Raw genomic sequence first — 12,476 nt, forward strand, 5'->3', positions numbered from 1 at the left:
GAGCGAGCTCCCCCCACATCGAACCAGGACTACCGGGCAGGGCACGCCGCTGCGCGCAGACCAAGGCCGGCGATCACCGCCATCGCCGCCGAGCACTCAGGCTTGGCGCTCCGGGACGCTTCTGGGCGGCTCCTGCCGCGGCATGGGCGCCGGCTCGACCGGGGGCCGGGCGGGCGGTGACGAGCCGTTGCCCGGGTCGCCGGCCAGACGACCCACCGTGCTCTGGAAGAAGTTCAGCAGCTCGACCGGGATCGGCATGACCAGGGTGGAGTTCCGCTCGGTGGCCACCTCGGCCACCGTCTGCAGGAAGCGGAGCTGCATGGCCTGCGGGTTGCGGGCCATCACCTCGGCCGCCTCGGACAGCTTCTGGCTGGCCTGGAACTCGCCCTCGGCCGAGATGATGCGGGCGCGCCGGTCGCGCTCGGCTTCGGCCTGGCGGGCCATGGCCCGCTGCATGGTGTCGGGCAGGTCGACGTCCTTGACCTCGACCAGGGAGACCTTCACCCCCCAGGGCTCGGTCAGGTCGTCGATCACGTGGGCCAGCTCGTCGTTGATGCGGTCGCGCTCGCCGAGCAGGTCGTCGAGGTCGACCTTGCCGAGGATGGCCCGCAGGGTGGTCTGGGCGACCTGGCTGGTGCCGAACAGGTAGTTCTGGATGGCGACGACGGCCTTCAGGGGGTCGATGACCTGGAAGTAGATGACCGCGTCGACCCGGACGGTGACGTTGTCACGGGTGATGACGTCCTGCGGCGGCACGTTCATCGCCACCGTCTGCAAGTTCACCTTGACCATGCGGTCGATGCCGAACGGCAGGATGAAGAAGAGCCCGGGACCCTTGGGGCGGGCGACGACCCGGCCGAGCCGGAAGATGATGCCGCGCTCGTACTCCTGGACGACGCGGACGCCGGACACCAGCGCGATCACGACCAGGACGAGCAAGATGACGAGGGTGACGATGACGACCGTGCTCACGGGAACTCCTTGTTCGTCGCGTTCTGACCGGTGTCGAGGCTCAGTCTCTCACCTGGCGGGGCTGCGGGGACGGTCATTCACAGCCACGGTACGCGCGGTCCCGGCGCCGCTCGTGCCCTCCGCCCGCCGGACCGAGGCCGGTCACGGGCGCGTCGGCCAAGCCGCCCCACCCGCCCGAGACCGTCCGCCAGGCGGCGTCGGCGACCAGCGCGAACGGGAGGTAGCCGAGGTAGCCGAGCAGCGGCATCTCGAACACCTTGGCGAAGCCGACGTAGGGCACCCGGTAGGACCAGCGCGGCAGGGCACCCGCGTTCCACAGCTCCCAGAGCACACCGGTGGCGAGCCCGGCCAGGGCCACCAGCAGCACCGGCCCGGCCCGGCCGGCCCGCACCAGCGAGAGCGCGCTCGGCCGGGCGCGCAGGGCGGCCACCCCGTCCAGGATCAGCAGCGGCACGACCCAGACGAGCGGGAACGACTGCTCGGGGAAGCGCCAGAGCAGACCGGCGCCGGCGAGCCCGGCCACCACCATCCAGGCCGCCGCCCACCGCTCCCCTGGCAGGCGCAGGGCGGGCGGGTCGGGGAGCCGCACGAACGAGCGCAGCAGGTCCCTCGACTCGGCCAGGGCCGGCAGCACGGTCGCGAACGCGACCGTCTCGAGCACCAGGCCAAGCGACCGCGGGAGGACCTCGCCACCGACGTAGGACCAGTTCCGCAGGTGCCAGTTGACCAGCTCGTAGAGCCACCAGAAGGCGGCGCTGAGCGCGGCCATCCCGGCCACCCGGCGCAGGTTGGAGGACAGCAGCGACGTGCCCGTCCGGGCCAGCACGACGCCGTCGGCGACCAGGATGTAGCCGGGCCACACGAGCTGGAACCAGTAGCGGCGGGCCGGCTCGACGCCGGCCAGGCTCAAGCCCCAGCCGAGCGCGACCAGCGCGAGCCCGATCCCCAGGCGGAGGACGGGCCCGCGGGCGGACGCCACCGCCGGCTCACTCCCGGGGCGGGACGGTGCCCGCCGCCCTGCCCGCCGGCTCACTCCCGGGGGCGGGACGTGCCCGCCGCCCTGCGCACGCGGCCCGGCTTGCCGGGGCGGACCGCGGCCGGATCCTCGGCGGTCACCTGGAGGATGCCGTCGCGCACGGCGTCGACCTTCACGCGCTGGCCAGTGGGCAGGGCGCCGCCGCCGTCCAGGACGGCGCGCCACATGGCGCCCTCGACGACCACGATCCCGCCCGGGTTGAGCATGCTGCGGACCACCCCGCCCGCGCCGACCAGCGCCTCGGTGCCCGCCGGGAGCTGGCGCTGGGAGCGGAGCACCACGGTCAGGATGACCACGAAGTACAACACCGACCAGGCGACGCCGGCCGCGGCCAGCCGGCCGTCCACCCGGAGCAGGCTGTTCGGGCTGGAGAACAGCCACCAGGAGCCGGCTGCGGTGAGGGCGGTGGCCGTCGCGGTGCCGAGGCCCAGGCCACCGACGGCGGTGTCGAGGGTGAACACGCCGAAGCCGGCCACCAGCACGGCCAGGGCGAGCCAGTTGGTCGGCAGCACCGCCAGGGCGTACACGGCCAGCAGGGCCATGACCAGGCCGGCCACGCCGGCCACGCCGAACCCGGGCTGGAACCACTCGAAGGCGAGGCAGGCCGCCGCGGCCAGCAGCAGCAGGTAGGCGATGCTGGGGTTGGCCAGGCCGTGCCTGACCCGGTCGACCAGCGACCGGGAGAGGAAGCGGACCTGGAAGCGCGGGATCGAGATGGTCTCGCCCTCGACCCGGCGGCCGTCGAGCCGCTTGACCGCGTCGGGCAGGGACTCGGCCTGGTAGTCGGCCACCCCAGCCGCCTCGGCGGCGGCTCCGTCGAGGATGCCGTGGGCCGCCTGGGCGGGCAGCCCGGAACCGTCGAACAGGGCCTGCTCGCGCTGCGGCTCGCGACCCCGGCCGAGCTGGGCGGGCAGCGCGGGCCCGACCCGGGCCTGCCTGGAGACCGCGACCACGTCGGCGGCGGCGAGCAGGAACGCGGCGGCCCCGCCGGCCCGAGCCGACCGCGGGCCGAGCCAGACCGCCACCGGGACCTGGGCGCCGGCCACTGCCCGCTGGACGGCGGCCGGGTCGACGCTGAGGCTGCCGAAGCTGTCGAGCTGGATCAGGAAGACCTCGGTGTCGCGGCGGCCGGCGGCGGCCAGGTCGCGCTGGAGCGCGCCGAGCAGGCTGGCATCGATCACGCCGGACGCCTCGAACACCTCGACGACGGGGCCGACCCTGGGCGCCTCGGGCTGGGCCGAGGCGGGAACGGCCCCGAGGCTGGAGGCGAGCAGCGCGGCGAGGGCGAGCAGCGCGGGGAGGAGCGGGAGTCGTCGCATGGCACCGTCATTCTTCCCTGCCCGGGCGCTGGCGCGCCACGCCACTCGCCTGAAGCGCGCAAGGCCGAGCCTCGGGCGTTTCGCAAGGCCGAGCCTCGGGCGTTTCTCGACGCCGAGCCTCGGGGCCTTGAGGGGCGGCCCGCGGGGTACGCGGCTACGATGGCGCGCATGTCGATCGACACCCTGGCCGATGCCCGGCTGCTCGTGGTCACCGGCAAGGGCGGGACCGGGAAGACCACCGTGGCGGCCGCGCTGGCCATGGCCGCGGCCGACCGTGGCCGGCGCGTGCTGGTCGTCGAGGTCGAGGGCCGCCAGGGCCTGGCCGGGCTGTTCGGCCGGCGCTCGCTGTCGTACCAGGAGACCAGGGTCGCCAGCCGGGTCCACGGCCTGGCCGTGGACCCCGAGGAGTCCCTGCGCGAGTACCTCGGCCGCTTCGGCGCCGCGCCCCTCGCCCGGCTGCTCACCTGGGCGCGGCTCACCCGCTTCATCACCGCGGCGGCCCCAGGGCTCGGCGACGTCCTGCTCGTCGGCAAGGTATGGGAGGCGGCCACCCGCGTGCGGGACGGGCGGCCAGCCTACGACCTGGTGGTGCTCGACGCCCCGCCGACCGGCCGGGTCGTGCCGTTCCTGCGCGCGCCCGAGACCGTGGCCGAGCTGGCCAGGGTCGGTCCCATCCGCCACCAGGCGGACCGGGTCAAGGAGCTGCTCGACGACCCGGCGCGCACGCGCGTCGTGCTCACCTGCCTGCCCGAGGAGCTGCCGGTCACCGAGACCCTGGAGAGCCTCGCGCTGTTGCGCGCGGCCGGCCTCCCGCTCGGCCCGGTCGTGGTCAACCAGGTGGTCGCCGACCGGCTGGGGGGGCGGGCGCGCCGGCTCGCCGCCCTGACCAGGGACGCCGCCCCACTGGCGGCCGCGGCGGAGCGGGCCGGGGCCAAGCTCGACGGGGCCGCACTGGCCGTGCTGCTCGGCGAGGCACGCGACCGCCAGCGCCGGGTGGCAACCCAGCGCCGCCTCATCGGCGAGCTCCAGGCTGGCGCGGCCGGGCTGCCCGTGGTGGAGCTGCCGCTCCTGTCCGACGGGGCGGCCGGCCCGGAGGCGGTCCGGCTGCTGGCCGGCATGCTCCGCGCGGCCGAACCCGGTTCCGCCCGGGAGCGGGCGCGGGCCGGGGCATGAGCACCCGCGGTCGCCCCCGCGGCCTCGCGCGGGAGACGGGTGCGTCGCTGAGCTGGCTCGAGGAGGTCGTGCGTACTGCCCGGATCGTGATCTGCTGCGGTTCCGGCGGGGTGGGCAAGACCTCGACCGCGGCCGCCGTGGCGCTCCGGGCCGCGGAGCGCGGGCGGCGGACCTGCGTGCTCACCATCGACCCGGCCCGCCGGCTGGCCCAGGCGCTCGGCCTCGACCTGCTCTCCAACACCCCCAAGCCGGTCACGGGAAAGGGGCTGCGGGCGGACGGGCCGGGCAGCCTGGACGCCATGATGCTCGACATGCGGCGCACGTTCGACGAGGTCATCGAGCGCTACGCGCGCGACTCCGAGCAGGCCGAGCGGATCCTGGCCAACCGCTTCTACCAGCGCGTCTCCTCCACCCTGGCCGGCACCCAGGAGTACATGGCCATGGAGAAGCTCTACGAGCTGCACGAGTCGCACCGCTACGACCTGCTGGTGGTGGACACCCCGCCCACCCGCTCGGCCCTCGACTTCCTCGACGCTCCTGACAACCTCAACGAGCTGCTCGACGCGCGCGCGTTCCGCCTGCTGATCGCCCCGGCGCAGCGGATCGGGCGGGGCTACCTGCGCGGGCTGAACCTGGCCACCACCGCCATGACCAGGATGGTGCGCCGGCTCACCGGCTCCGACCTGCTGGCCGAGGTGGGCGAGTTCTTCGCCGCCTTCGAGGGGATGTACGACGGCTTCAGGGACCGCGCCCAGCGGGTCTACGACCTCATGAAGCATCCGAGCACCGCGTTCGTGGTGGTGGCCACGCCCGACGAGGCGGCCCTGCGCGAGGCCGCGTTCTTCGCCCGTCGGCTGGCCGAGGACCGCATGCCGCTCGGCGCCCTGGTCGTCAACCGGGTCCACCGAGCCGGGCTCGTGCCCGCCGTCCCGGCCGGCGTGCACGAACGGCTCGGCGCCGGCGACGCCGACGCCCGGCTGCTGGCCGACCTGCTGGAGCAGCACGAGGCGCTCGAGGCGCTGGCCGAGGCCGAGCAGCGCCGCATCGGCGAGCTGCTGGCCTCCGTGCCGTCCCTGGCAGCTGTGCAGGTGCCCCTCATGGCCGAGGAGGTCCACAGCGTGGCCGGGCTGCGCCGCCTCGGCGCGCACCTGTTCGCCGCCGTCCCGGCCTGACCACGCGAGCGCCGAACCGGCCTCAGGCGCCCGAGGCGGTCCCGTCGCCGACCTTGGCCTGCCTGGTGGGCGCCGGCACCTCGACGTTGGCGGTGAGCTGGGGCACGGAGATGTCGACGCCGGCCTCGCCCAGGGCGGACTCGATCGCCTCGAGCACCTCGCTGCGGGCCCGCAGCAGGTCCGAGGCGCGCGGGTCAACCCAGAACAGCAGGCGCAGCTCGAGGGCGCCCTGCCCGAAGTCCTTGGTGAGCACGCGCGGGGCCGGCTCCTCGAGCACGCCCTCGACGGCGGCGGTCGCGCCGGTCAGGGTCTCTCTGATCCGGGCCGAGTCCTGCGAGTAGGGCACGCTGACGATCGCCTCGAGCCGCCGCCCGGTGGTCGCGCTCGCGTTGATCAGCACGTTGGTGAACAGCAGCTTGTTGGGCACCACCACGAGCTGGCCGTCCAGGGTGCGGAGCTGGGTGGCGCGCACCCGGATGTCCTCCACCTCGCCCTGGGCATCCGTGGTAACGATCAGGTCACCTTTGGTGAATGGGTGCTCGAGCAGCAGCACGATCCCGGCCACGAAGTTGCTCAATATGTCCTGGAGGGCGAACCCGGCGGCCACGGTCGCGAGGCCGAGGCTGCCGACCAGCACGCCCAGGTTGACCCCGACGACCGACAGCGCCACGACCATCCCGACGACCAGGACTCCGAGGTAGGCCAGCTTGGCGACGAGCAGGTGCACGTACGCCTCGGTCGAGGTGCGACGCAGGCCGGCCTCGACCCCCCGCCGCACGAGCCGGGCGACGAGCACCGCGACGGCGAGGAGGACGACCGCGGCGAGCAGGTTGGGCAGGCGCTCGACCACGCGCTCGGCGAACCGCCTGAACGCCTCGGCGAGGGCGTCGACCGACAGGGGAGACGCGGGCTTCAGCAGGTCCGAAGCGCTGGCCAGCTGTGCTCGGACGGCCAGGGCGAGCTGGCAGCCCAGGGCGGAGCAGTTCACGCGCGCGCCGCCTCCCGGGATCGTGGGGCTGGGGTACGGTGGGTTGCCCGCACCTGCCGGCGAACCTATCATCCCTGCTACTCTGGCCGGCCACGCCCCGGCCGCACCTGCGGACACGTGGTGATCCATGGCCGACGTCCCTGCCCCCAAGCCGCAGTTCCCCCGCCTCCCCCGCGTGCGGTTCGACCGCGGGGTCGGCCTCGTCGGGAGCAGGGTGGCGCTCTTCGTCGGCCTCATCACCGCCCTGGCCGTGCTCGGCGCCCTGGTCGTCCTGCCCGTCGTGGTGCCGGCGGGCGCGCTGGTGCGCGACACCAGCGCCCGCCTGGGCGACGTCCCACCGCTGGTCAAGGCGCTGCCCAAGCCCGAGGAGCGGTCGCTCATCTACGCCAACGACGGCAGGACCGTGCTCGCCGTCCTCCACGGCGACGAGAACCGCAAGTCGATCCCACTGCGCGACATGGGCCTGCGCATCCGGCGGGCCGTGATCGCGATCGAGGACTACCGCTTCTACGAGCACCACGGCATCGACTACCACGGGATCGCCCGCGCAGCGGTGGAGGACTTCAAGGAAGGTTCGATCTCCCAGGGCGGCAGCACCCTGACCCAGCAGTACATCAAGAACGTCCTGACCGGGAGCTCGAAGACCCTCGACCGCAAGATCCGGGAGGCCATCTACGCCATCCAGCTCGAGAAGCGGATGGACAAGGGCACGATCCTCCAGGCGTACCTGAACGAGGCCTACTTCGGCGAGGGCGCCTACGGCGTGTGGGCCGCCGCCGAGCACTACTTCAGCAAGAAGCCGAAGGACCTGACCCTGGCCGAGGCGGCGGCCCTGGCCGCGACCATCCCGGCGCCCGGGAAGCTGCAGCCGACCGGGAAGGAGAACCGCGCCCGCCGGATGGTGGTGCTCGACCGGATGCAGGCGCTCAACTACGCCTCCCCGCGCGAGGTGGCCATCGCCAAGCGCGAGAAGCTGAAGATCAAGATCTTCAAGGCCCCCACCAGGCAGCCGTACTTCGTGGAGTTCATCAAGCGCCAGCTCCTCCACGACCCGGCCTACGACCGCACCCTGGGCAAGGCGGCCACCCCGGCCCGCAAGCGGGCGGTGTTCGAGGGCGGCCTGCGGATCGTCACCACCCTCGACCCGCGGGACAACAACGCGGCCAAGGCCGCGGTGGAGGGCCACGTCGGGCGCCTTGGCTTCGACGGTGCACTGGCCAGCATCGAGCCGGCCAGCGGCAAGATCATCGCCATGTACGGCGGCAAGAACTTCAAGGACAACCAGGGCAACCTGGCCGTGCTCGGCCAGGGCAGCACCGGCTACCAGTCCGGCTCCACGTTCAAGGTGTTCTACCTGGTGAGTGCGCTCGAGCAGGGCATCCCGGTGAGCCAGACGTTCGACGTCCCGGCACGGACCCTCATCACCGACCCCCTGTGCGGCTCGCGCGGCTGGGACGTCGGCAACGCCGGGGAGTCCGAGGCCGGCGTCTACAACATGTACACGGCCACCGCCCACTCGGTGAACACCTGGTTCGCCACCCTCATGCCGAAGGTGCGGCCGAGCCGGGCCCTGGACGCGGCCAAGCGCATGGGCATCCAGGTGCCCCCGAAGGACAGCAAGGCGTACGCCAACCACTGGAACATCTGCTCGTCGGTGCTGGGCACGGGCAACACCAGCGTGCTCGACATGGCCAGCGCGTTCGCGGTGCTGGCCAACAAGGGCGTCCGCTGCGAGCCCTACTCGATCGCGAAGGTCGTCGACCGGGACGGCGCGGTGCTGCTCGACCGCAAGAAGTCCAAGTGTGAGCAGGTCATCGACCCCGGGATCGCGGCCCAGGTCACCGACATGCTGCGCGGGGTGGTCACCGGGGGCACCGGCCAGCAGGCGGCCATCGGCCGGCCGGTGGCCGGCAAGACCGGCACCGCCCAGGACTACACCAGCGCCTTCTTCACCGGGTACACGCCCCAGCTCGCCACCTCGGTCTGGGTCGGGCACCGCAAGGGCCTGAAGTCGATGTACCTCCCGGACGGCCGGCCCGTGTTCGGGGGGAGGGTCCCGGCCCCGATCTTCCGCGACTTCATGGTGGCGGCGCACGAGGGGCTGCCCGTGATGGGCTTCCCGGCCCCGCCCCAGGGCCGGCCGTCCGACCCGGTCCAGCCCAAGACGGGCGTGCCCAACGTGGTCGGCCAGCAGCTCGCCCTGGCCAGGAGGGTGCTGCGCAACGCCGGCTTCAAGGTCTCGACCAAGCTCGTCGACCACACGGCACCGAGGAACCAGGTGGTCGCCCAGAGCCCGGGCGCGAACAGCTCGGTCCCGCGCGGCTCCACGGTGACGCTCGCGGTCTCCAGGGGCGGGCCGGGCGGGCCGGACGTCAGGGTGGTGCCCGCGGTGACGGGGATGCGCGCCAGCCAGGCGGTCGGCGTGCTGCGCGGCGCCGGCTTCAACGTGCGGGTCGTCTCCGTGCCAGCCGGCGGCTCGGACAGGAGGGGCCGCGTCATCTCGCAGAGCCCGACAGCCGGCTCCCAGCTCCGCCAGGGCGCCACGGTCGTGATCGTGGTGGGCCGCTGACCGGGCCCAGGAGCCGTGGTGGGCCGCTGACGGGGCTCCAGAGCCATGATGGTCGCTGACGGGCTCCAGGAGCCATGACCGTCAGGAGCCGTGGTGGGCCGCTGACCGGCTTCAGGAGCCGTGCGAGAGGCGCTCGAGCACGAGCCGGCGGACCTCGTTGCCGTCGGCCCGGCCCTTGACCGCCGGCATGAGCCGGCCCATCACCTTGCCGAGCTCCTTCGGCCCGGTGGCGCCGGTGGCGGCGACCGCCTCGTCGACCATGCGGGCCAGCTCGGCCGGGTCCAGGCCCTGAGGCAGGAACCCGGCGATGACCGACAGCTCGAACGCCTCCTGGTCGGCGCGCTCGTCCCGGCCGGCGTCCCGGTAGGCCTGCTCGGCCTCGCGGCGCTTCTTGGCCTCGCGCTGCAGGACCGTGACCGCCTCCTCGTCGGTGAGGTCCCGGCGCGCCTCGATGACGGCCGACCTGAGGGCGGCCAGCGCGAGCCGCAGGGCAGCCGCCTCTTCCGGCCTGCGCGCCTTCATGGCCCCGTACATGGCCTGCTGCACGTCGTCGATCAGCATGCTCGGAGCCTACCCGAAGCCACGCCAGGGGCGCCGGGTACAATCGATCTCCCCAACCGGCCACGATTTGGAGGATCAAGCCGTATGCACCGTTCGCCCGCCACTCAGCTCGCCGGCCTCGTCACCGGCGCGGTCGCCACGGCGGGCACCGCCTGCGTCGCCTACGGCATGCTCGTGGAGCGCAACTGGTACCGGCTCGGGCGCGAGAGGGTCCCGGTGCTCCCGTCCGGCCGGCCCTCCCTGGACCTGCTGCACCTGTCCGACCTCCACATGGTCGCCGACGACCCGGCCAAGCAGCAGTTCCTGGCCCGGCTCGCGGCCGTGCCGGCCGACCTGCTCGTGGTCACCGGGGACATGCTCGGGGAGCCCCGGGCGCTCGAACAGGTCCTGGACGCCCTGGGCCGCTTCCGTCCCCGGATCGGGGCGGTGGCGGTGCTCGGCTCCAACGACTACTACGCGCCCCGACCGATGAGCTACGCCGCCTACTTCCGCCCCAGGCGCAAGCTCCGCCGGGTCGTGAGACGCAACCCGTACCGGGAGCTGGTCGCGGGACTCGAGGGCATGGGCTGGCTGGTACTGTCGAACGCGCGGGGCACGCTGGGCGACGTCGAGCTCGCCGGCATGGACGACCCGCACATCCACCGTGAGGACCTGGCCGTGGCCGTCCCCGGCGGGGACGGCCACGGGCTGCGCATCGGCGTGGTGCACAGCCCGTACCGGCGCAGCCTGGACGCGTTCGCGCGCAACGGCTACCAGCTCGTGCTGGCCGGCCACACCCACGGCGGCCAGGTCCGCCTGCCCGGGTACGGCGCGCTGGTCGACAACTGCGACCTCCCGCTGGACCAGGCGCGCGGGCTGTCCAGGTGGGGCGCGAGCTGGCTGCATGTGAGCGCGGGCCTCGGCACGAGCAAGTACGCGCCCTTCCGCTTCGCCTGCCGACCCGAGGCGACCGTGCTCACCCTGACCGCCAGGGCCGAGCGCCCGGACGGGGGAAACGGCAGCGCCCGGACGAGGTAGTGCTTCAGGGCCGCCGCTCCCATCCACACCGAGGGCCTCAGCCCAGGCGCTGCCGTACAGTCCTATGGATCGTCTCGTTCCCCACGGGTCGGATAGCCCGTTGGGATGGTTCCTGACTGGCCCGACCTGACAGTGCTCCATCACTCAGCGTGACCAGGGAACGATGCTTGCCCAACTTGCCTCCGGGGAGAGAATCGGCCCAAGGAGATCCGACCACCCGGGGGGGACCAATGGCACTTCCGCCACCTGACGTGTTGACCGAGGATGGCTCCGAGCTGTTCGGCGGCTACGACTCGGTCGACATCCTCGTTGGCATCCCGTCTTACCAGAACGGCAAGACCATCGGCCACGTGGTCCGAGCGGTCGAGGCCGGGCTGCGCAAGTACTTCCCTGCCCGCCGCTCGCTGATCGTGATCTCCGACGGCGGCTCGACCGACGGGACCAGACAGGCCGCGCTCGAGGCCTCCACCGCTGGCGACGAGGCGCTGCTGCTGCTCGACCCGAAGACCGTGGCCCCCGACAAGGTGGCGTTCACCTACACCGGGATGTCCGGGAAGGGCTCGGCCTTCCGCTCCATCTTCGCGGTCGCCGACAGCCTGGATGCCCGTGCCTGCGCGGTGTTCGACGCCGACCTGCGCTCGGTCAGCCCGGAGTGGGTCGACCGGCTCGTCGGTCCCGTGCTGGACCACGGCTACGACCTGGTCGCGCCCATGTACGCGCGGCACAAGTTCGACGGCACGATCACCAACTCGATCGCCTTCCCGATCACAGCCGCCCTCTACGGCCGCTGCCTGCGCCAGCCGATCGGCGGCGACTTCGGGTTCTCGGGCCGGCTCGCCGGCCACTGGGCCGCCAAGCAGGTGTGGAACACCGACGTGGCCCGCTTCGGGGTCGACATCTGGATGACCACGGTCGCGCTGTGCGAGGGCTTCAGCGTCTGCCAGACGGTCCTGGGCGCCAAGCTGCACGACGCCAAGGACCCGGGCAAGGACCTTGGCCCCATGTTCCGCCAGGTCGTGGGCAGCCTGTTCGCGCTCGCCGGGCGGTACGTCGACCACTGGACGGGCACCACCGAGATCCAGCCGGTGCCGACCTTCGGCTTCCGTTCCGCAACCTCGACCGAGGAGATCCGCGTCAACTCGGACCGCCTGCTCTGGCGCTTCGTCGAGGGGTACGTGACCCACCAGAAGGTCTGGCGCCAGGTGCTCGCGGCCGAGAACCTGGCCGGGGTCGTGAGGGCGATCCAGGAGGCGGCCGACCGGCCCGAGGGCTTCCGGCTGCGCGTCGACCTGTGGGCGAGGATCTGCTACGACTACCTGCTCGCCTACAACGCCCAGGTCATGGACCACGGCAAGCTGATCGACTCCTTGATCCCGCTGTACTTCGCCCGCACCGCCACCTTCATCGCCGAGGTGCGGGGCGACACCCCCGAGGAGGCCGAGGCCCGGGTCGAGTCCTACGCCGAGGTGTTCCGGGAACTCAAGCCCTACCTCGTGCGCCGCTTCGCCGAGACCGGCCGCTCCCGCCGTCTGGGCGAGCAGCGGGTCTCCGGCGAGGAGCGCCGCCCGGGCGACGACACCAGCGAGTTCATGGCCATCCGCTCTCCCTGAGCGGGTGCGGGCCGGGGCGTCTCCCGGGCGGGTGCGGAGCGGGGCATCTCCCTGAGCGG

General features: G+C 73.1%; 10 protein-coding genes. 5 read left to right on the forward strand and 5 right to left on the reverse strand.

Annotation, left to right across the window (positions count from 1 at the left end):
• Window positions 1–96: 96 nt before the first annotated feature.
• The 3 genes from VG276_20480 to VG276_20490 all read right to left on the reverse strand — a co-directional run bounded on the left by VG276_20480 (window position 97) and on the right by VG276_20490 (window position 3,327).
• Window positions 97–972, reverse strand: coding sequence for a slipin family protein (locus tag VG276_20480; GenBank protein ID HEV8651702.1), 876 nt, complete (start codon window positions 970–972; stop codon window positions 97–99).
• 73 nt (window positions 973–1,045) lie between these two features.
• Window positions 1,046–1,951: a hypothetical protein gene (locus VG276_20485; protein ID HEV8651703.1), complete on the reverse strand. Its 906-nt coding sequence runs from the start codon at window positions 1,949–1,951 to the stop codon at window positions 1,046–1,048.
• Between the two features lie 50 nt (window positions 1,952–2,001).
• On the reverse strand, window positions 2,002–3,327 hold the full coding sequence (locus VG276_20490) for an NfeD family protein (protein HEV8651704.1): 1,326 nt from the start codon (window positions 3,325–3,327) through the stop codon (window positions 2,002–2,004).
• A 168-nt stretch (window positions 3,328–3,495) separates the two neighbouring features.
• Between VG276_20490 and VG276_20495 the strand changes: the two genes are divergently transcribed.
• Both VG276_20495 and VG276_20500 read left to right on the forward strand, forming a co-directional pair.
• Window positions 3,496–4,500 carry an ArsA-related P-loop ATPase gene (locus tag VG276_20495; GenBank protein HEV8651705.1) on the forward strand — a complete coding sequence of 335 codons (1,005 nt, stop codon included), beginning with the start codon at window positions 3,496–3,498 and terminating at the stop codon, window positions 4,498–4,500.
• Window positions 4,497–5,672: an ArsA-related P-loop ATPase gene (locus VG276_20500; protein HEV8651706.1), complete on the forward strand. Its 1,176-nt coding sequence runs from the start codon at window positions 4,497–4,499 to the stop codon at window positions 5,670–5,672. The genes VG276_20495 and VG276_20500 overlap by 4 nt, the downstream gene beginning before the upstream one ends.
• 22 nt (window positions 5,673–5,694) lie before the next feature.
• On the opposite strand, the gene VG276_20505 is transcribed toward VG276_20500, so the two are convergent.
• Window positions 5,695–6,660 carry a mechanosensitive ion channel family protein gene (locus tag VG276_20505; protein ID HEV8651707.1) on the reverse strand — a complete coding sequence of 322 codons (966 nt, stop codon included), beginning with the start codon at window positions 6,658–6,660 and terminating at the stop codon, window positions 5,695–5,697.
• Window positions 6,661–6,787: 127 nt separating this feature from the next.
• On the opposite strand from VG276_20505, the gene VG276_20510 reads away from it, so the two are divergent.
• Window positions 6,788–9,229: a transglycosylase domain-containing protein gene (locus VG276_20510; protein ID HEV8651708.1), complete on the forward strand. Its 2,442-nt coding sequence runs from the start codon at window positions 6,788–6,790 to the stop codon at window positions 9,227–9,229.
• A gap of 111 nt (window positions 9,230–9,340) precedes the next feature.
• On the opposite strand, the gene VG276_20515 is transcribed toward VG276_20510, so the two are convergent.
• Window positions 9,341–9,790: a GatB/YqeY domain-containing protein gene (locus VG276_20515; protein HEV8651709.1), complete on the reverse strand. Its 450-nt coding sequence runs from the start codon at window positions 9,788–9,790 to the stop codon at window positions 9,341–9,343.
• 84 nt (window positions 9,791–9,874) lie between these two features.
• Here VG276_20515 and VG276_20520 point away from each other — a divergent pair, with 84 nt between their 5' ends.
• Together VG276_20520 and VG276_20525 are read left to right on the forward strand one after the other, a co-directional pair.
• Window positions 9,875–10,807, forward strand: coding sequence for a metallophosphoesterase (locus tag VG276_20520; protein ID HEV8651710.1), 933 nt, complete (start codon window positions 9,875–9,877; stop codon window positions 10,805–10,807).
• Window positions 10,808–11,061: 254 nt separating this feature from the next.
• Window positions 11,062–12,417, forward strand: coding sequence for a glycosyltransferase (locus VG276_20525; GenBank protein HEV8651711.1), 1,356 nt, complete (start codon window positions 11,062–11,064; stop codon window positions 12,415–12,417).
• Window positions 12,418–12,476: the final 59 nt, after the last annotated feature.

The sequence above is a fragment of the Actinomycetes bacterium genome, from assembly GCA_036000965.1.
Taxonomy (GTDB): Bacteria; Actinomycetota; CALGFH01; order CALGFH01; family CALGFH01; genus DASYUT01.